This window comes from Microbacterium sp. 70-16 (genome assembly GCF_001898315.1).
Lineage (GTDB): Bacteria > Actinomycetota > Actinomycetes > Actinomycetales > Microbacteriaceae > Microbacterium.
The window spans coordinates 172,601-191,784 of record NZ_MKTQ01000029.1; the positions used below are offsets into that span (position 1 = coordinate 172,601).

Annotated in this window: 20 protein-coding genes and 1 tRNA gene; 6 read left to right on the forward strand and 15 right to left on the reverse strand. The window is 69.6% G+C overall.

Translation table 11 applies throughout. The features are described 5' to 3' along the window. Positions 1-97: 97 nt before the first annotated feature. Positions 98-1,090: a type IV toxin-antitoxin system AbiEi family antitoxin domain-containing protein gene (locus BGO46_RS14300; RefSeq protein ID WP_292678189.1), complete on the reverse strand. Its 993-nt coding sequence runs from the start codon at positions 1,088-1,090 to the stop codon at positions 98-100. A 304-nt stretch (positions 1,091-1,394) separates the two neighbouring features. Here BGO46_RS14300 and BGO46_RS14305 point away from each other — a divergent pair, with 304 nt between their 5' ends. The 4 genes from BGO46_RS14305 (at position 1,395) to BGO46_RS14320 (ending at position 5,665) form a co-directional block, all read left to right on the forward strand. Next, positions 1,395-2,078: a YqaJ viral recombinase family protein gene (locus tag BGO46_RS14305; protein ID WP_292678187.1), complete on the forward strand. Its 684-nt coding sequence runs from the start codon at positions 1,395-1,397 to the stop codon at positions 2,076-2,078. Between the two features lie 158 nt (positions 2,079-2,236). After that, on the forward strand, positions 2,237-3,973 hold the full coding sequence (locus tag BGO46_RS14310; RefSeq protein WP_292678185.1) for an MDR family MFS transporter: 1,737 nt from the start codon (positions 2,237-2,239) through the stop codon (positions 3,971-3,973). A gap of 11 nt (positions 3,974-3,984) precedes the next feature. Beyond that, entirely contained in the window at positions 3,985-4,482 is a 498-nt protein-coding gene (locus tag BGO46_RS14315; protein WP_292678183.1) for a MarR family transcriptional regulator, read from the forward strand. A gap of 151 nt (positions 4,483-4,633) precedes the next feature. After that, entirely contained in the window at positions 4,634-5,665 is a 1,032-nt protein-coding gene (locus BGO46_RS14320) for an NADP-dependent oxidoreductase (protein WP_292678181.1), read from the forward strand. 4 nt (positions 5,666-5,669) lie between these two features. On the opposite strand, the gene BGO46_RS14325 is transcribed toward BGO46_RS14320, so the two are convergent. Beyond that, positions 5,670-6,551 (reverse strand): LysR family transcriptional regulator ArgP, encoded by an 882-nt coding sequence (locus BGO46_RS14325; RefSeq protein WP_292678179.1) that lies wholly within the window; start codon positions 6,549-6,551, stop codon positions 5,670-5,672. Between the two features lie 72 nt (positions 6,552-6,623). On the opposite strand from BGO46_RS14325, the gene BGO46_RS14330 reads away from it, so the two are divergent. Continuing rightward, the gene (locus BGO46_RS14330) at positions 6,624-7,283 is read left to right on the forward strand and encodes a LysE/ArgO family amino acid transporter (protein WP_292678177.1); all 660 of its coding nucleotides are present in this window, start codon (positions 6,624-6,626) and stop codon (positions 7,281-7,283) included. A gap of 6 nt (positions 7,284-7,289) precedes the next feature. On the opposite strand, the gene BGO46_RS14335 is transcribed toward BGO46_RS14330, so the two are convergent. After that, entirely contained in the window at positions 7,290-7,628 is a 339-nt protein-coding gene (locus BGO46_RS14335) for an iron chaperone (protein ID WP_292678175.1), read from the reverse strand. A gap of 45 nt (positions 7,629-7,673) precedes the next feature. On the opposite strand from BGO46_RS14335, the gene BGO46_RS14340 reads away from it, so the two are divergent. Further along, on the forward strand, positions 7,674-7,949 hold the full coding sequence (locus tag BGO46_RS14340; protein ID WP_292678173.1) for an acylphosphatase: 276 nt from the start codon (positions 7,674-7,676) through the stop codon (positions 7,947-7,949). Positions 7,950-7,997: 48 nt separating this feature from the next. On the opposite strand, the gene BGO46_RS14345 is transcribed toward BGO46_RS14340, so the two are convergent. The 12 genes from BGO46_RS14345 to BGO46_RS14400 all read right to left on the reverse strand — a co-directional run bounded on the left by BGO46_RS14345 (position 7,998) and on the right by BGO46_RS14400 (position 19,152). Beyond that, positions 7,998-9,035 carry a nitronate monooxygenase gene (locus BGO46_RS14345; RefSeq protein ID WP_292678171.1) on the reverse strand — a complete coding sequence of 346 codons (1,038 nt, stop codon included), beginning with the start codon at positions 9,033-9,035 and terminating at the stop codon, positions 7,998-8,000. 81 nt (positions 9,036-9,116) lie between these two features. Beyond that, the gene (rplA, locus tag BGO46_RS14350) at positions 9,117-9,806 is read right to left on the reverse strand and encodes a 50S ribosomal protein L1 (RefSeq protein ID WP_292678169.1); all 690 of its coding nucleotides are present in this window, start codon (positions 9,804-9,806) and stop codon (positions 9,117-9,119) included. Between the two features lie 13 nt (positions 9,807-9,819). Further along, positions 9,820-10,251: a 50S ribosomal protein L11 gene (gene rplK / locus BGO46_RS14355; RefSeq protein ID WP_292678167.1), complete on the reverse strand. Its 432-nt coding sequence runs from the start codon at positions 10,249-10,251 to the stop codon at positions 9,820-9,822. Positions 10,252-10,369: 118 nt separating this feature from the next. Continuing rightward, complete coding sequence (gene nusG, locus BGO46_RS14360) at positions 10,370-11,377, reverse strand: transcription termination/antitermination protein NusG (protein WP_292678165.1); 1,008 nt, start codon at positions 11,375-11,377, stop codon at positions 10,370-10,372. Between the two features lie 49 nt (positions 11,378-11,426). Beyond that, the gene (gene secE, locus BGO46_RS14365; protein WP_292678163.1) at positions 11,427-11,690 is read right to left on the reverse strand and encodes a preprotein translocase subunit SecE; all 264 of its coding nucleotides are present in this window, start codon (positions 11,688-11,690) and stop codon (positions 11,427-11,429) included. Between the two features lie 84 nt (positions 11,691-11,774). Then, positions 11,775-11,847: transfer RNA gene (locus BGO46_RS14370), tRNA-Trp, on the reverse strand. Positions 11,848-11,978: 131 nt separating this feature from the next. After that, positions 11,979-12,416 carry a pyridoxamine 5'-phosphate oxidase family protein gene (locus tag BGO46_RS14375; RefSeq protein WP_292678161.1) on the reverse strand — a complete coding sequence of 146 codons (438 nt, stop codon included), beginning with the start codon at positions 12,414-12,416 and terminating at the stop codon, positions 11,979-11,981. Positions 12,417-12,484: 68 nt separating this feature from the next. Further along, the gene (locus BGO46_RS14380; protein WP_292678159.1) at positions 12,485-13,852 is read right to left on the reverse strand and encodes an NAD-dependent succinate-semialdehyde dehydrogenase; all 1,368 of its coding nucleotides are present in this window, start codon (positions 13,850-13,852) and stop codon (positions 12,485-12,487) included. A gap of 23 nt (positions 13,853-13,875) precedes the next feature. Beyond that, positions 13,876-15,333: an NAD-dependent succinate-semialdehyde dehydrogenase gene (locus tag BGO46_RS14385; protein WP_292678157.1), complete on the reverse strand. Its 1,458-nt coding sequence runs from the start codon at positions 15,331-15,333 to the stop codon at positions 13,876-13,878. Further along, complete coding sequence (locus BGO46_RS14390; protein WP_292678155.1) at positions 15,330-16,895, reverse strand: APC family permease; 1,566 nt, start codon at positions 16,893-16,895, stop codon at positions 15,330-15,332. Before BGO46_RS14390 ends, BGO46_RS14385 begins: the two co-directional genes overlap by 4 nt. Further along, a complete protein-coding gene (locus tag BGO46_RS14395; protein WP_292678153.1) occupies positions 16,892-17,779 on the reverse strand; it encodes a universal stress protein in 888 nt (295 codons plus the stop codon). The genes BGO46_RS14390 and BGO46_RS14395 overlap by 4 nt, the downstream gene beginning before the upstream one ends. Continuing rightward, the gene (locus tag BGO46_RS14400) at positions 17,776-19,152 is read right to left on the reverse strand and encodes an NAD(P)/FAD-dependent oxidoreductase (RefSeq protein WP_292678151.1); all 1,377 of its coding nucleotides are present in this window, start codon (positions 19,150-19,152) and stop codon (positions 17,776-17,778) included. The genes BGO46_RS14395 and BGO46_RS14400 overlap by 4 nt, the downstream gene beginning before the upstream one ends. Positions 19,153-19,184 lie beyond the last annotated feature (32 nt).

Here is a 19,184-nt window from a genome sequence, read left to right on the forward strand (position 1 = left end):
CTTCGTCCACTGTACGCGACCCCACCCCCGCCCACCAAATCGCGGCGCCCCTCGCGCCGGTTCCGCCGAGCGCGCCGGTTCGTGGCGAGTGCGCCAGCTATTGCCCGTGCAGAAGGGGGCGTCTCGGCAACAACAGGCACGCTCGCTTGTCGGGCAGTGCCACTCCGAAGCTCGCGAGGCGCGCCGCGAGGGCAGCAGGGGTCGCGGCGTGCGGGGTGCCGCCGCGCAGCACCCGACGCCGTGTCGTGCCGCGCACCCAGTCCTCGCGCTGCTTCTCGGCGAGCAGCACCTGCTCGAGGGTTCGCCCCGACCGCATCGCCTCGTCGGTGTACTTCGTTTCGCCGTCACATTCGTAGAAGGCATCCGCCTCATCAAGCGCGATGTCGAGCCAGAAGTTCCCACCCGTCGGCGACGGCACGGGCACCTGCAACCGCGGCTGAGCGAACCCCAACCTGCGCAGCTGCAGCTTCGTCGTGATCTCCAGCGGCTGCTGCGATCGCCCGTCGGCGATCTCGAGCAGCATTCCGGCGTGACGGATGCCGCGCGCTCCGGCCGCCCGATGTACGCGATCGGCGATCCCGTCGAGCCACTCGGCGGCGGCCGCCTCGTCGTAGTGACGCGGATCCCCGCCGACGCGACCCAACGCGGTGTCGAGGCAGACGAGCCCGACCTCGGCGCTCGCCAGCCGCGCGAGGTCGTACACCGTGCGCGACAGCGAGGTGCACAGGATGCCTCCGATGTCGACGATGTCGCCGTCGGCAAGCTCCGCCCGATGGCGCACGAGATCTTCGGCGCTGCGCCGATTCGCATCCGGATGGACGGTATGCACGCGAGCGACCGCGACGCGGTACAGCGCGAGCCCATGGACCGCGGCTGCCGAACACAACGCGAACACCGGACGCCGCTGCGCGCTATCGGCTGCCGCGACGACATGGACGAGGTGTTGCGACTCGGGCCACAGGCTCTCCCAGTCCTCGCCGGAGACGTACCAGCCGCGGCGAACGCGCCGCCAGCTGCCGGCAGCCACGGCGCGATCGAGCTCGGTGCGCCGGATGCCCGCCGCGATGAGGTCGTCGCGCGAGCGGAGCATTGCACGAGCTGTGGGGATGTCGACATTCCGCATCGCCCCATGGTGCGCGTGCGCGGGCCCGCCCGGGCCGCCGAACGCCCGATCGGTGGACAACTTCGCCGACCTGGCGATTGGGGAGGAGGCGATGCCCACATCGAGTGCGCCGGTTGTGGCCGAGTGCGCCGACTGTCGCGCGGCCGCAAGCGGCGCAGTCAGCACGAACCGGCGCACTCGGCGCGGCGGGCGAGGCGGGCCGGACGGGGGGGATGCCGGGACGGGGTGTCGCGGAGCGCGGAGGTCGGCGGCGCGGGTTAGCCTCGAAGGCATGACTCCGGAGGCGATCGCGCGCGTTGCGCCCGAGCTGGCCTCGCGGATCGTCGCCGATTCGCGCGACCGCGTCGGCTGGATGCGCGCGCGATCGCGCGGCATCACGGCGACCGACGTCGCGCAGCTGACGAGCCACACCTCGATCGCGCGAGCGGCGGATGCCAAGCTCGGCGGCGGCTCAGGCTTCTCGGGCAACGCGTACACCGACCACGGCCGGCGCCGCGAACCCGAGATCGCCGCATGGGTCGCCGCGACCCACGGCATCCAGCCCTCTTCCGCCCTGTTCCACGCGGTCGTCGAGAAGCGCCACCTCGCGACTCCCGACGGGATCCTGGTCGACGACGCCGGACGCGTCACGCTCGCCGAGATCAAGACGACGAACAAGACGTGGCGCTCGATCCCCCGCACCTACCTGCGTCAGGTGTGGTGGCAGCAGCACGTCCTCGGCGCCGAGCGCACGCTCGTCGTCTGGGAGGAGCACAACGACTTCGTCCCCGTCGGCGACGAGCCACGGTGCGCGTGGGTCGAGCGCGATGAGCGCGAGATCGGCCAGCTCGTGCGCCTGGCGACCGAGCTCATCGACGAGCTCTACCGCCGCACGATGGCGCGCCGCGCACCGCAGCCGGATGCCGCGAACCGCCCGGTCCGCGAGCAGTTCCGCGCCCTCGCCCTCAGCGACTGAGCGCCCGCGACCCCGCCGCCGCACCCGTCATCCCCGATAGTTGACACGGATCAACGATCGACGTATGGTTGACCGGTCTCAACGGTTGACGTCGATCAACCATTGCCTCTCGGCATCGCCGCCTTCTTCCCGCAGAACCCCTTCACAAAGGAACCCCTATGTCCACTACGTCTTCCGACACGGTCGAGAAGCCGTCGATGAGCCCGCGCCGGGTGCTCGAGGCCCTCTCCGGCCTGCTCCTCGGCATGTTCGTGTCGATGCTGGCCTCGACCGTCGTCTCGACGTCGCTGCCGGTCATCATCCACGACCTCGACGGCAACCAGACCGCCTTCACGTGGGTCGTCACCGCGACCCTGCTCACGACCGCGATCTCGACGCCCATCTGGGGCAAGCTCGCCGACCTCACCAACCGCAAGGTGCTGTTCCAGCTCGCGATCGTGATCTTCGTGCTCGCGACCGCCGCGGCCGGTTTCTCGACCAACCCCGAGATGCTCATCGCGTTCCGCGCGGTGCAGGGCATCGGTGCGGGTGGCCTCGCGGCGCTCAGCCAGGTGCTGATGGCCGACATCATCAGCCCGCGTGAGCGTGGCCGCTACATGGGTCTGTTCGGCGCCGTCATGGCCGTCGCGACGATCGGTGGACCGCTGCTGGGTGGTGTCATCACCGACGCGTGGGGCTGGCGCTGGAACTTCTTCGTCGCGCTCCCCTTCGCCGTCCTCGCGCTGATCCTCGTCCAGGCGACGCTGCACGTGCCGGCCCGCCCCAAGAAGAAGACCTCGATCGACTACGTCGGCATCGTGCTGCTGTCGGCCGCCGTCTCGCTGCTGCTCATCTGGGTCACCAACGCGGGCACCGCCACGGCCGGCGACTGGTCGGATCTCGCCAACAACGACTGGTGGAGCCTGAACACGGTGCTCATGCTCGGTGGTGCGATCCTCGCGGCCGTCCTGTTCGTCATCGTCGAGCTGCGCTCGCGTGAGCCGCTCATCCCGCTGACGCTGTTCCGCAACCGCACCTTCACGCTCTCGGTGATCGCCTCGATCGCGACCGGTATCGCGATGTTCGGCGCCTCGGTGTTCCTCAGCCAGTACATGCAGCTCGCTCGTGGCGCGACCCCCACTGAGGCCGGCCTCATGACGATCCCGATGATCGGCGGTCTGCTGCTCAGCTCGATCGGCGTCGGCGCGCTCGTGACGAAGTACGGGCGCTGGAAGCCGTACCTCATCGTCGGCTCGATCCTGCTGGTCGCCGGCTCGTACCTGCTGTCGACGATCCAGTACGACACCGACTTCTTCCTCGTGTCGGTCTACATGTTCCTGCTCGGCGCCGGTGTCGGCATGACCATGCAGAACCTCGTGCTGGTCGTGCAGAACACGACCCGCCCCGAAGAGATCGGCGTCGCCAGCTCGGGAGTCACGTTCTTCCGCAGCCTCGGCGGCACGATCGGCGTCTCGGTCATGGGCGCGGCCCTCTCGGCCAAGGTCATCGACCTCGTCGCCGAGCGCACCGACGACATCACCGCGGCGATCATGAGCCTCGGCGACAAGGCGCAGTACTGGGGCGAGCAGCTGCAGTCGGGTTCGCTCCCGAAGGTCTCCGAGATGCCCGAACCCCTGCGCGTCGTGTTCGAGGACATCTACGGCAGCGGCATCTCGCACTCGTTCCTGATCGCCGTCCCGTTCGCGGTCATCTCGCTGCTGGCGATCGTGTTCCTGCCGAACAAGCCGCTCACGACGATGACCACGACCGAGCGTCTGCAGGCGAGCGAGGCCGACTTCGCGACCGTGTCGGTGCCCGAGGGCATGTCGTCGCTGACCGCGACCGGTTCGGTGCGTGTCGTGACGGATGCCACGCCGAGCGCCGCCGGCCGCGGCGGCGACACGTCGGCCCGCTAGGCTCGACCGTCATGACCGGTGACGAACTCCAGGCTCGCACCGACGCGGTGCGGGCCCTGGAGGCTGAGTTCGGCGAGCTGATCAACCACATGCGTCGCGTTCTCATGGAGAACGCGACGCGCGTGAGCCCGGGCATGCTGCCTGGCGCCTACAAAATCTTCACGACGATCGTGCGGCGCGAGCGGGTCTCGCAGTCCGCGCTCGCGGACCTCCTCGTGGTCGACAAGGGGCAGCTGAGCCGCTCCGTGCGCGACCTCGAAGAGCTCGGGCTGATCCAGCGCGAGCCCGACCCGGAGGACCGCCGCGCCAGCATCCTCTCGCCCACTCCCCTGGGCCTTGAGCGCCTCGAGGCGGCGCGTGCACCGCAGGAGAACACCCTCGTGCACACGCTCGCCGCGTGGCCGATCGACGACATCCGCAACCTCACGCAGCTGTTGCACGCGCTGACGGCCGGCGTCACGCCGGCGCCCGCGGACAGCGTCACCGCCCCGCCGCGCTCCGGCTGCTGAACGCGCGTCGGATGCCGCCGCCCGCGGCTGACACGATGACCTTCTCGACGCGGTAGCACTCGCGTAACACGGCTGAGACAATCGCAGGGTTGACTGGGTCGCACCCAGGATCACTGTGGCAATGTCGACACGCAGGCGGAAGGAAGCGACCATGAGGTTCCGGCCGCTGCGCGCCGCATCCGCTCCGGATGCCGCGCGAACAGACCTCCCCGAACTCCCGACTCCGATGCGCGCCGTCGTGTTCGACTCCCCCGGGGCATCCGATGTTCTGCGCGAGACCGATCTCGTAACGCCGGCGCCGGTGCTCAGCGAGGTGCTCGTGCGCGTCATCGCGGCGGGCGTGAACCCCATCGACGCGAAGACCCGTGCGGGCCGCGGCGTCTCGGGCGCGATCGACCGGTTCCCGAGCACGCTCGGGTTCGACTTCAGCGGCATCGTCGTGGAGTCTCCCTACGAGTCGCATCCCTTCCCCGTCGGCACCGAGGTGTTCGGCATGGCGGCCTTCCCGCGCACGGGCGGGACGTACGCCGAGTACGTCGTCGCCCCGACGCTCTCGGTCGCACGCAAGCCGCCGTCGCTCTCGCACGTCGAGGCCGCCGGCGTTCCGCTCGCGGCGCTGACGGCGTGGGGGTTGGTCGTCGAGACGGCGCACGCACACGAGGGCCAGCGCATCCTCATCCACGCGGGCGCCGGAGGTGTCGGCCATTTCGCGGTGCAGCTGGCCGCCTATTTCGGTGCGCACGTGACGGCGACCGGCTCGGGTGCGAACCTCGGCTGGCTGCGCGAGCTCGGGGCATCCGTCGTCGTCGACTACACGACGACGCGCTTCGAAGACGTGCTCGGCGAGGTCGACGTCGTGATCGACCTGGTCGGCAACGTGCACGACGACACGGGCACGCGCTCGCTGCGCGTGCTGCGCCCCGGCGGGCTCTACGTGCTCGTGCCGACCGGCTCGTGGCCTGGGTACGAGGATGCCGCGGCGGCGGCCGGCGTGCGGGCGACCTCGTACAAGGTGATCCCGGACGGCGGCGTGCTGGCGACGATCGCACGCCTGCTCGACTCGGGCGCGGTGCACGTCTTCGTCGACCGAGTGTTCCCGCTCGCGGAAGCCGCCGACGCCCACCGGGCGCTGGAGACCGGCCACACCCGCGGCAAGGTCGTGCTGTCGGTCGCCGAAGCCTGACCCGTCAGACCGCGAGCACGCGCCGGCCCTCGGCGACGATCTCGTCGGCGACGGCGTCGAGCAGCGCCGAGCGCAGATTCCACTGCTGCCAGTACAGCGGCACGTCGATCGTCGGTCCGCCCAGCGGCAGAAGCCTGCCCGCGTCGAGGTCTTGCTGCGACTGCAGGCGCGGCAGCATCGCCCAGCCGAGGCCGAGAGACGCCGCCGTCGCGAAGTCGTGCGACGCGGGCACGCGGTGCCGCGGCGGCGCGAGCGGATCGGCCCCGCGCGCGATGAGCCAGCGCGTCTGCAGGTCGTCGCGGCGGTCGAAATCGAGCACGGGAGCCTCTGCGAGCTCTGCCGCCGTCGCCCCGCCGGCGAGCCACCGCGCGACGAAGGCGGGGGTCGCGACGGCCTCGTAGCGCAGCACGCCGAGCGTCTGCACGCGGCATCCGCCGACCGGTTCTGCGCGCGAGGTCACCGCCCCGGTCACGGTGCCATCCTCGAGCATCCCCGCGGTGAAGTCCTGGTCGTCGCGGTGCAGATCGAACACGATCGCGTGCCGCTCGCTCAGGCGCGCGAGCGGAGCGAGGAACCAGGTTGCGAGCGAGTCGGCGTTGACGGCGAGCGGCATCGTCGTGCGCACCGCGCCGCCGCCGATCTCGGTGACGGCATCGTGCTCGAGCAGCGCGAGCTGTCGCGCGTACCGCACGATCGGTTCCGCGGCTGGTGTCGGGCGCAGCGGCTTGGACCGCACGAGCAGCACTCGGCCGATCTCCTCCTCGAGTGCGCGGATGCGCTGGCTGACGGCCGAGGGCGTGATGTGCAGCCGCTCGGCGGCGACCTCCATGCTCCCGGCATCCAGCACGGCGGCGAGCGTCGCGGCGCCGATCGCGGGTATCCGCATGATGCAGTTCTCCTTCACCAGCCACAGAATCTTGAACTGGACTGTATCAGTCCACCCTTCTACCGTCGAAGGGTGATCTCCTCCGTACTCGCCGGCTTCGGCCTGGGACTGTCCCTCATCGTCGCGATCGGCGCGCAGAACCTGTTCGTGCTGCGCCAGGGCATCCGTCGCGAACACGCCCTCGCCGTCGCGCTCGTGTGCATCGTGTCGGATGCCACGCTGATCGCCGTGGGCGTCTCGGGCCTGGGCGCACTGCTACACGCGGTGCCGTGGCTCATCGACGCCGTGCGGTGGGCGGGTGCGGCGTTCCTGTTCGGCTACGCGCTGCTGGCCGCGCGGCGGGCACTGCGGCCGTCCGGCGAGGCGCTGCGTGTCGCAGCTCCTGGCGGGGCACCGGCAGACGACACGGCGGCGGATCGTCCGGGCACCACCCTCGCCCGCACGCGGCTCGTACCGGTGCTGGCGACGTGCCTTGCCCTCACCTGGCTCAACCCGCACGTGTACCTCGACACGGTGTTCCTGCTGGGGTCGGTCGCGAGCACGCACGGCGACACGCGCTGGTGGTTCGCGGCAGGCGCGATCGTCGCCTCGACCGTGTGGTTCCTCTCGCTCGCGCTCTGGTCGCGCTACCTCAGTCGGTGGCTGTCGACGCCGCGCGCGTGGCGCGTGCTCGACGGCGTGATCGCCGTCGTCATGGCCGCGATCGCGGTCAGTCTGATCTGGCCGCGTTGACCGCCGTCACCCGACGATCTGCTCTTTGCGTGCAGCGACGAGTGCGCGCACCGTGGCATCCGGCAGCGGCTCGGTGAACCGGATCGTGCCCTTGGCGTGGTCGACGCCGTCGAGCATCGGCAGCACCGCGACGATCGCGGCGGGGCTGAACGGGTAGACGCCGAAGTGCTTCTTGGCGCGCATGACCGACAGCAATGACGCGCCGCGGTAGACGAGCGCCGGCATGCCGTAGCCCACCCCCTGCTCGGCATCCGGGACGACCTCGCGAGCGACGTCGTAGGTGTGCGCGATGATGGCGGCGTCGGAAGGGTCGAGCGTCGCGAGGTATTCGTCGATGGTGCCCATGGCGGCATCCTTTCAGATCGCCGGGCGCCGCGACAGGATAGGGGCATGAAACGCGTGCGCGTGACCGTGAGCGGCGAGGTGCAGGGAGTCGGCTACCGGTACACCCTGCAGCACGTCGCGATGCGCGAGGGCGCGGTCGGGTGGGTGCGCAATCTTCGCGACGACCGCGTCGAGGCCGAGGTCGAGGGGACGGATGCCCAGGTCGACGCCGTGCTCGCCTGGATGGCGGAGGGACCTCGCGGCGCCCGCGTCACGGGCGCGGAGGTGCGCGAGCTGGCGCCCGCCGGCGGTGCGGGCTTCGAGATCCGCCGCGACGGCTGATCCGCGCAGCTTCTCTGCCGTCGTTCCCGAACTGATCCGCTCAGCGGATCAGTTCGGGAGTCCCGCCGCGAGGTCGGCGAAGACCTCGGCGACGTCGTCGTACCGCGAAATGCCGGCAGCCTGCCCGGCCCACTGGCTGACGAGATCACTGCGACCCTGCTGCGCGGCGGGCGTGCGGAACTGCCCGGTGAGCCAGTTCTGCGCGGGGAACGGCAGGATCTCCTCGCGCTCGAGCGCCGCCATCGCCGCGTTCGGGATGCCCCGGGCCAGCCGCCCGCTCATCGCACGCGTCAGCACCGTCTCGTCGTCGCGGGCCGCGGCGATCGCGGCACGGTGCCCCGCGCTGGCAGCCGACTGGCGGGTGCGCAGGAACGCGGTGCCGACCTGCACGCCCGACGCACCGAGCGCGAACGCGGCCGCGACACCCCGGCGGTCGGCGATGCCGCCGGCGGCGATGACCGGCACGTCGACCGCGTCGACGACCTGCGGCACGAGGGCGAACGTCCCGACGAGCGACTGCTCGGCGGGCCGCAGGAACGACACCCGATGGCCCGCCGCCTCGGCGCCGGTCGCGACGACGGCATCCACCCCGGCATCCGCCAGCGCGATGGCCTCGGCCACCGTCGTCGCGGTGCCGATCACAACGATGTCGCGCGCGTGCGCGTGGGCGAGCAGGTCGGCGCTCGGCACTCCGTAGACGACGCTGAGGGCCGCGGGTCGCGCCTCGAGCACCGCCGCGAGCTGCTCTTCGATGTCGGGCAGGAACCGCGCGGGTGGTGCAGGCAGCGCGACGCCGAGCTCCTCGAACAGGGGCGCGAGCGCCGCGCGCGCGGGGCCGAGATCGACGGCATCCGGCAGCACTTCATCGCCCGTCGGCAGCCACAGGTTCAGCGCGAACGGCGCGTCGGTGACGGCGCGCAGGCGCCCGACCGTCGCGTGGATGCGCTCGGCGTCGTACCCGTACAGCCCGTATGAGCCGAGCCCGCCGGCGTCGCTGACGGCGGCCGTCAACTCGATCGATGAGAGCCCGCCGAAAGGTCCGAGGACGATCGGATGCCGGATGCCGAGAAGCTCGCGCAGGGTCATGCCTCGAGGCTATGACAAAAGGGCCGGGGTGACAGAAAGGGCCTCACCCGAAGGTGAGGCCCTTTTGTGTACGCCTTTGCGTCAGACGAGCGTGTTGACGTCCAGCGGGATGCCGGGGCCGAACGTGGTCGACACGGCGCCCTTCTGGATGTAGCGGCCCTTCGCGCTGGAGGGCTTCAGGCGCACGATCTCTTCGATCGCGGCCTTGAAGTTCTCGTCCAGCTGCTCGGCCGTGAACGAGGCCTTGCCGACGACGAAGTGCACGTTGGCGTGCTTGTCGACGCGGAACTCGATCTTGCCGCCCTTGATCTCCTCGACGGCCTTGGCCGTGTTCGGGGTCACGGTGCCGGTCTTGGGGTTCGGCATGAGGCCACGGGGGCCGAGGACCTTACCCAGACGACCGACCTGGCCCATGAGCTCGGGGGTCGAGACGGCCGCGTCGAACGCGGTCCAGCCACCGGCCACCTTCTCGATGAGCTCGGCGCCGCCGACCTCATCGGCGCCCGCGGCGATGGCGGCCTCAGCGGCCGGGCCCGTCGCGAACACGATGACGCGGGCGGTCTTGCCCGTGCCGTGCGGCAGGATGACCGTGCCACGGACCATCTGGTCCGCCTTGCGCGGGTCGACGGCGAGCTTCAGCGCGACCTCGACAGTCGAGTCGAACTTGGCAGAGCCGGTCTCCTTGGCGAGGTTCACCGCCTCGGTGGCCGTGTAGAACTTGTCGCGGTCGATCTTCGCCGCTGCTGCTTCGTAAGCCTTGGACTTAGCCATGATTCGTTCTCCCTCAGCCCTCGACCGTGATGCCCATGGAACGGGCGGTGCCGGCGATGATCAGCGAGGCAGCCTCGATGTCGTTCGCGTTCAGGTCAGGCATCTTCGTCTCAGCGATCTGACGGACCTGGTCCTTGGTGAGCTTCGCGACCTTGGTCGTGTGGGGCGTGGGCGAACCCTTGGCCACACCGGCGGCCTTCTTGATGAGCTCCGCCGCGGGCGGAGTCTTCAGGATGAAGGTGAAGCTGCGGTCCTCGTAGACGGTGATCTCGACGGGGATGACGTTGCCACGCTGCGACTCAGTCGCGGCGTTGTACGCCTTGCAGAACTCCATGATGTTGACGCCGTGCTGACCGAGCGCGGGGCCGATCGGCGGGGCCGGGTTGGCGGCGCCGGCGTTGATCTGGAGCTTGATCAGGCCGGTCACCTTCTTCTTCGGTGCCATTCTCTTTCTTTCTGTCGAGCGCCCGTCTCACACGGATCGAGGCGCGCTTCCACGCATCCGGCGGACCCGGAAGGTGGTGGATTTCGTCGCGCGACGCGCGCGCAACCGCTCAAGTCTACTACTGCTTGGTGACCTGGTCGAAGGACAGCTCGACGGGGGTCTCGCGCTCGAAGAGCGAGACGAGGACGGTGAGCTTGCCACTCTCGGGCTTGATCTCGCTGATCGAGCCGGGCAGGCCCGCGAACGAGCCTTCCTTGATCGTGATGGTCTCGCCGATCTCGAAGTCGACCTCGGTGATGACCGAGCGCGCCTGCGTGGCCGAGCCCTTCGCGGCGCCGCCCTTGGCCGGCGCGACCTCGGCGACCTGCACGAGGCTCTTCAGCATGTTGAAGGCCTCTTCGAAGCGCAGCGGGGTCGGGTTGTGGGCGTTGCCGACGAAGCCGGTGACGCCGGGCGTGTGGCGCACGACCGACCAGGTGTCTTCGTTGAGCTCCATGCGCACGAGCACGTAGCCGGGGATCCGGACGCGCGTGACCATCTTGCGCTGACCGTTCTTGATCTCGACGACGTCCTCCATCGGGACCTCGACTTGGTAGATGTCCTCTTCGACCTCGAGCGAGTTCTTGCGCTGCTCGATGTTGGCCTTCACCTTGCGCTCGAAGCCAGCGTACGAGTGGATGACGTACCACTTGCCGGGCAGCATGCGCAGGTCGGCGCGGAACGCCTCGTAGGGGTCTTCGTCGACGGCCGGGGCGTCGGGCTCGCCGTTCACGTCGGGTCCGTCGTAGGGCGTGACCACGTCCGCGGCCGCCGCAGCGGCGTCGGCCTCTTCCTCGGCGAGCGAGTCGTTCAGAACCTCGGCGGCAGCCTCGGCCTCAGCGGTCTCGTTGATGTCGAGTGCGTCGTTCACGATGGCGTCTGCCTCCGGGTCGTCGATGTCGATGTCGTCCAGGTCCTCGTCGTCGGCCTCGTCCTCGTCGTCCACGACGTGGACCGCGAGGTGCTCGGCCGGAGCGGAGGACTGCTCTTCCGCGGCGAGCGTGTTGCCCTCCTGGGCTTCGTCGTCCTCGCTGGACTGCTCTGCGGCCGTCGCGAAATCGGCGTCGTCGACATACTTTTCAGACACTGCGTTCTCTTCCATCGGGGGTGGTGCTGGGAAGGCTGGATGCCGTCTCTCAGCTCGGAACGCCGAAGACGACGTTCACCACCCAGGTGAAGAGCAAATCAAGGCCGTACACGATCGCCATCATGACGACGACGAAGCCCAGCACGACCAGCGTGTACTTCACGAGCTCCTGGCGCGTCGGTGTGACGACCTTGCGGAGCTCGGCGAAGACCTGGCGGATGAAGAGGGCGATCCGCTGGAAGAAGTTCAGCTTCTTCTCGCGAGGCGCGCCGCCTGTCGCGACGATCTCGCCGTGAGCCTCTTCCTGGACCATGTACCCACCCGTGTGAATTGCTCGGACTTGCTTCCGCGCCGGCGTGTGCCTACGCGCGTTCTGTGCCAGCGTGACGCTGACGCGCAGGGCGGACAGGAATCGAACCTGCAACCTGCGGTTTTGGAGACCGCTGCTCTGCCAATTGAGCTACCGCCCTAGAGGCTGGAAGGCCTCAGGGTGAAATCCGACTCCCCCATCGTGCCCAGCGGGCACAGCGAAAGAATGCAGATTTCAACTGCATGGTCCAGTGTACGTCATGGCTTCGGGGCTCGCGAACGAGCAGGGGCCTCAGTACTGCTGGACGCCGTACCGGTCGGGTTCTTCGCCGCGCTCGAAGGCACGCCCCGACACGGAGTCTGCGACGACGCGCACGTAGTTGTACTTCACGGTCGGGATCCACGGCGTGAGCGGCAGCTCGTCGGCCGCGGCGACCTCGTCGGTGGTCAAGAGGCGGTGCGCGCGGCCGCGCACCACGACGCTCCACGCAGACTCATCGGTGTACTGATCGACTTCGAAGAGCACCTCGTCGTTGATCATGAGCTCGGTGAGCTTGCTGCCCTCCGCCGTGCGGAAGACGATGCTCTCACCGTCGACGGTGTAGTTGACCGGGAAGATGTCCAGCACATGCCCCGCGTGGGTCACCAGACGCCCCAGCTGCTGCCCCGCGAGGCGTTCCCAGCACTGCTGATCGGTCAGCAGCTCGACGACATCCGACGTGTGCTCCATGACCCCATCCTGCCCTGCCCGCGAAGGCGTGGGTAGCCCACCGCCCGGGACTATCCCGCCGCGACGGCTCAGCCGGCGACGCGGATGAGCTTCTTGTTGACGAACTCGTCGGCGGCCAGTAGCCCCATCTCGCGGCCCGTGCCGCTGCGCTTGACGCCGCCGAACGGCAGTTCGGGCGAGTCGGCGAGCACGACGTTGACGTAGACCATGCCGGCGTCGAGCCGGTCGGCGACGCGGGCCGCTTGGTCGGCGTCGGTCGTGAACACGTAGGAGCCGAGCCCGAACGGCGTGCCGTTGGCGATCTCGATCGCCTCGTCCTCCGAGCCGGCGCGGTAGACGACGCCGACGGGGCCGAAGAACTCCTCGCGGTAGGCATCCATCTCGCTCGTCACGCCGGTCAGGACCGTCCCCGGGTAGTACGCGCCGTCGCGGACGCCTCCGGTCACGATCGTCGCACCCTGCGCGACGGCACGGTCGACCTGCTCGGCGAGGCGCTCGGCCGCGGCGAGCGACGACAGCGGTCCGAGCACGGTGTCGTCCGCGAAGGGGTCGCCGACCTTCGCGACGGCCATCGCGGCGGCGAAGCGCTCGACGAAGGCGTCGTACAGATCGGATGCCACGATGAAGCGCTTGGCCGCATTGCAGGACTGCCCGTTGTTGTCCAGGCGCGCGTCTACGGCGGACTGCACGGCCGCGTCGAGGTCGTCGGTCGACAGCAGGATGAAGGGGTCTGACCCGCCGAGCTCGAGTGCGACCTTCTTGAGGTTGCGACCCGCGATCTCGGCGACGGCGGCACCGGCGCGCTCGGACCCCGTGACCGAGACGCCCTGCACACGGCGGTCGGCGATGACGACGGCGGCCTGGTCGTTGGTCAGGCGCACGTCGGCGTAGGCGCCGGCGGGGAACCCGGCATCCGCGTACATCTGCGCGATCGCGGCGGCCGACTCGGGGCACTGCGGCGCGTGCTTGAGCAGGATCGTGTTGCCGACCGCGAGGTTGGGCGCCGCGAACCGGGCCACCTGGTAATAGGGGAAGTTCCACGGCATGATCCCCAGCAGCACGCCCAGCGGCGCGCGCCGGATGACGGCCGTGCCCTCCCCCAGGATGTCGATCGGGGTGTCGCCCGTGATCTTGTCGACGTTGTCGGCGTAGTACTCCGTGATGTCCGCGGCGAAGTCGACCTCGCCCTGCGCGGCCGCGAGCGGCTTGCCCATCTCGCGCACGATGATCGCGGCGAGCTCGTCGCGGTGCTCGCGGTGCAGTTGCGCGACCCGGCGCAGCAGCGCGGCACGCTCGGCGGGCGCGGAAGAGCGCCCCCACGTGCGGAACGCCCCGTCGGCAGCGGCGATCGCGGCATCCACCTCGGCATCGGTCGCGGTCGGGTACGTGGCCAGGGTCTCGCCGGTGGCCGGATTGATGACGGCGTAGTCGCTCATGGGTTCCTCGTCGCTTCGTTGATTCAGGATGCCGGGATCAGGGTGTACTTCGTGGAGAGGTACTCGTGGATGCCCTCGAGCCCGCCCTCGCGGCCCATGCCCGACTGCTTGACGCCGCCGAACGGCGCCGCCGCGTTGGAGACGACACCCACGTTCAGGCCCATCATGCCCGTCTCGAGGCGCTCGATCATCCGGTGCCCGCGGGCGAGGTCCTGCGTGAAGACGTACGACACGAGCCCGTACTCGGTGTCGTTGGCGAGCCGCACGGCCTCGTCCTCGTCGGCGAAGGTTGCGATCGCGAGCACGGGGCCGAAGATCTCCTCGCGCAGGATGTCGCTGCCCGCGGCAACGTGCGAGATGACGGTGGGCTCGAAGAACGTGCCGACCCCCGAGATCGCCGCCCCGCCGGCGAGCACGGTGGCCCCGCGCTCGACGGCGTCGGCGACGAGCGCCGTCGTCCCCACGACGGCCTTCTCATCGATCAGGGGGCCGATCTGCACCCCGTCTTCGGTGCCGCGGCCGATCTTCATCTCCGCGACGCGTGCGGCGACGCGCTGCGCGAACTCGTCCGCGACGGATTCGTGCACGATGAAGCGGTTGGCCGCCGTGCACGCCTGGCCGATGTTGCGGAACTTCGCCGCCATCGCGCCGTCGACCGCCTTATCGAGGTCGGCGTCGTCGAAGATGACGAACGGCGCGTTGCCGCCGAGCTCCATCGAGACCCGCAGCACCCCCTCCGCGGCCTGCGCGATGAGCTTCTTGCCGACCGGCGTCGAGCCTGTGAACGACAGCTTGCGCAGTCGCGGGTCGGCGATGATCGGCCCCGACACGGCGCCCGAGGTCGTCGTCGTGATGACGTTGACGACCCCCGCAGGCAGGCCCGCCTCGACGAGCAGCTGCACGAACGCGAGGGTCGTGAGCGGCGTGAGCTCTGCCGGCTTGACGACGACCGTGCACCCGGCGGCGAGCGCCGGCGCGATCTTGCGCGTCGCCATCGCGAGCGGGAAGTTCCACGGCGTGATGAAGAAACACGGGCCGACGGGGCGCTGGCTGACGATCATGCGGCCCGTCCCCTCGGGGTTCGTGCCGTAGCGGCCCGCGATGCGCACGGCCTCTTCGCTGAACCAGCGCAGGAACTCGCCGCCGTACGTGACCTCGCCGCGCGCCTCGGCGAGGGGCTTACCCATCTCGAGGGTCATCAGCAGCGCGAACTCGTCGGCGCGCTCCATCAGCAGGTCGAAGGCGCGGCGCAGGATGTCGCTGCGCGTGCGCGGGGCGGTCGCCGCCCAGGCATCCTGCGCCGCCACTGCGGCGTCGAGCGCCCGGGTGCCGTCCTCGGGCGAGGCGTCCGCGATCTCACACAGCACGTCGCCGGTCGCGGGGTCGTGCACGGGGAACGTGCCGTTCGCACCTTCCTGCCACTCACCCCCGATGAACAGTCCCGTGGGCAGCTTCTCGAGCAGTGCGCTCTCGGTGATCAACGTGCAGCCTCCTTCAGGCGTCGTGTGCTGTGCGGGGCATCCATCGCGAGCGTCTCGCCCCGGAAGAAGGCGGGACGGACGACGGACTGCCAGACCATGATGACGATGCCGACGCCGATGACGGCGACGCCGAGGATGAACACGAGGCCGACGCCGCCGATGTTCGAGCCGCTGCCGTAGTCGGGGTTGATGCTGTCGACGAGCGTCATGACGAACAGCGCGGCGAGGATGATGCCACCCACGAGCGGGAACAGCAGCGTGAAGAAGAAGCTGCGCACCGAGTCGAGCCACTGCTTGCGGAAGTACCAGACGCACGCGAACGCCGTGACGCCGTAGTAGAAGCAGATCATCATGCCGAGCGCCGTGATGGTGTCCCAGAGGACGTCTTCGCTGACGAAGCGCATGACGGCGTAGAAGGCGGATGCCACGATCGCCGAGGCGATCGTCGCGTAACCCGGCGTGAAGAACCGCGGGCTGACGCGGGCGAACGCGGGCGGCAGCGCGCCGTAGTGTCCCATCGCGAGCAGGGTGCGGGCGGGCGAGACGAACGTCGACTGCAGCGAGGATGCCGAGCTCGTGAGCACCGCGAGCGACACGAGGAACGCGAGAGGGCCGAGCACGGGACCGGACAGGTAGAAGAAGACGTTCGACTGGATGTCGCCGTTGCCCAGGCCCAGCTCGCCCTCACCGATGCCGGCGAACGACAGCAGCGAGATCGACAGCAGCAGGTACAGCGCGACGATCGTGAGCACCGTGAGGGTCGCCGCCCGGCCCGGCGTCTTCTCGGGGTTCTTGGTCTCTTCATTCATCGTGAGGGTGACATCCCAGCCCCAGAAGATGAAGATCGACAGCGACAGGCCGGCGACGACGGCGGCCGTCGACCCGACCGCGAACGGGTTGAACCAGCTGAGCTCGACGGGGCTCGCGTCGAACGCGTTGCCCTGCGCGACCTGCACGAACGCGGTGATCGAGAAGATCAGCAGCACGAGAACCTGGAAGCTCACCAGCACGTACTGCAGCTTCTGGGTCGTCTGCATGTCGCGGTACGAGATGAACGTCGCGCCGAGCATGAACAGCAGGCATACCGCGACGTTGATCAGCGGATTGAACGCGAGCTCGGCGATCGTGCCGGGATTTCCGGCGAGTTGATCGATCAGCAGGAACAGGAACTCGACGGCGATGCCGGCGAGATTGGACAGCACGAGGATCGTCGCGGCGACCAGGCCCCAGCCCGCCATCCACCCGATCCACGGCCCGAACGCGCGCGCCGCCCAGGTGAACGACGTGCCCGAGTCGGGCATCGCGCGGTTGAGCTCGCGATAGCCGAAGGCGACCAGCAGCATCGGGATGAACCCGACGAGGATGATCGCGGGCACCTGGAACCCGACTTCCGACACGGTCGGGCCGAGGGCCGCCGTGAGCGTGTAGGCCGGCGCGATGCACGAGATGCCGATGACGACCGCGCCGATCAGGCCCACGGTTCCGGCACTCAGGCCCTTCTTCGACAGTTCGCCGGCGTGTTCGCCCGACGCGGGGGCGAGCGATGCTTCGGGTGCACTCATGACTGGTCCTCTTCGACACGGGTGGTGCGGGGAACGACGATCATCGGGACGGTGACCTCGCGCAGCATCTTCGCTGCCGTCGAGCCGAGGAACAGGCGCCGCGGCTGGGCGAGCCTGCTCGACCCGACCATGACGACTTCGCCGGGCTGCCAGTCGAGGTACGACACGGCCTCCTGGATCGTGTCGCCGGAGGCGACGACGACATCCGTCGCGAGCCCTTCGGGAAGCTCGGCGCGAGCCTGCGCGAGCACCTCTTCGGCCCGGTTGGTTCCGGCGATGCGGATGGCTGCGGTGTCGGCGGTCGGGGGCAGATCCACCGGCAGCAGCGACAGCAGCCGCACCGGGACCCCGGCCGCGTCGGCGAGCGCCGCCGTCGCGGTGATCAGCGCGTCGGCGCCGGGGCGCGTGCCCACCGCGACCGTGATACGCGTGACGCCGGTCTCGGGCGCGATCTTGCGCGCGCCGCGCGGAACGAGCACGACCGGCACGTCAGACGAGTGCAGCAGTTCAGAGGTCGTCGACCCGAGACTGTGCCGCCCGCGCGAGCTGCCGTCGGCGGCGCCGACGACGAGATACGCGGCGCCCAGTTCGTCGGCGAGTTCGACGAGGCCCTCCGCGAACGACTCGGCCCAGCGTACGTGGGAGTGCGCGACGACGTCGGCGGGCGTGCGGTCGATCGCCTCGGCGATCCAGTGCTGTGCCTGATCGCGCAGCACCCGGTCGTACCCCGCGGCAGGCGGCGTGATGACGCTGCGGTCGGGGCTCGGCAGGATGATCGCGACGTCGAGCACGGCATCGGTGGCGGATGCCAGTCGCGCAGCGAACGCGACGGCATCCCGCCCCGCCTTGGTCGCCGTGTACCCGACGACGATGTGCCCGCTCATACGTGTACCCCTTCGAGGATCTGCGACGCGACGAGCCGACCCATGCGGATCGCGCCGTCGACGTGCTGGTACCCGAGGCCCGCGAGGTCGCTGCACGCGAAGTGGATCGGCCCGACGGCCTCGCGCAGGTGCGCGCCGTAGCGCGAGAGTCCGCCGAGGTCGAAGCTCGCCGCGTAGGCGCCGCGCGTCCACTCCTCGCTGCCCCAGTCGCTCTCGTAGTAGACGACGGGGCTCTTCGCCTCGTCACCGTAGTAGTGCGACAGCGACTCGAGGATGCGCGCCTTGCGCTCGTCGGCCGACAGCTCGAACACGCCGTCGGCGTTCAGGTCGCTGACGAAGCCGACGAGCGTGCCGCGCTCATCGCCGTGGTTGGTGTTGTCGTACGCCTCGTGCGAGAGCTCATACGGGCTGAACGCTGTGCCGGACAGTCCCTTGTCGCGCCAGAACGGAGTCTCGTACACGGCGTGCACCTTGATGACGAAGCCCATCGAGAGGTGCTGGTGCATCTGGTGCTGCAGGCGCGGCAGCGCGGGCACGAACGAGATACGCGGGTACAGCACCGGCGCAAGCGCCAGGATCACCCGCCGCGCCCGCACGGTCATGCCGTCTGTGGTGACGGTCACGCCGCTGGCCCCCGAGCTTGTCGAGGGGCCCCACTCGACCGCCCGCACCGCCTGGTTCAAGAAGACGTCCGCCCCGAGTCGTTCGGCCAGCAGCAGCGGCACCTGCTGCAGTCCGCCCACGACACGCTTGTCGAGGATGAAGTCGGCATCGACGAGGTTCGAGTAGCTGCCGGCGGATGCCGCCATGAGCAGCGACTCGAGCAGCGAGATCGCGTACGTGGGCTTGGTGAGCATCGCCGAGCCCGTCGCGAAGGCGAGGTTGCGGACGGCCTCATCGTCGTCGGTCTGTGCGCGCAGCCAGGCATCCCATGACACGGCATCCCATTCGGCGGCCTTCTCGTGCGCCCATGGCCGGTCGGGGTCGATCTCGGCGACCATCGCGTCGAGGCGCTCGGTGATCTCGGCGATCGCGTTCTCGGTCTCGGGTCCGACGGGGAACATCTCGCCCGTGAACCGGCGCGCCGCGCCGTCGGGCCCGACGTAGACGCTGTCGCCCTCGCGGTAGCGGCTGAAGGTGTCGAGGCCCAGCTCGTCGACCGTCTCGATGAGCGCCGTCTGGTCGGGCGAGATCCACTGGCCGCCGATCTCGAGCATCGCGCCGTCGATCGTGTCGGTCCACAGCCTTCCACCGACGCGGTCGCGTGCTTCGAGCACGGCGACCGAGAGCCCGGCTCTCTTCAGCTCGTTCGCGGCGGTGAGGCCCGCGGCCCCGGCCCCCACGATGACGACGTCTCGCGTGATCTCGGTCATGACGTGCTTCTCCTTTGAAGTTCGGGCGGGGC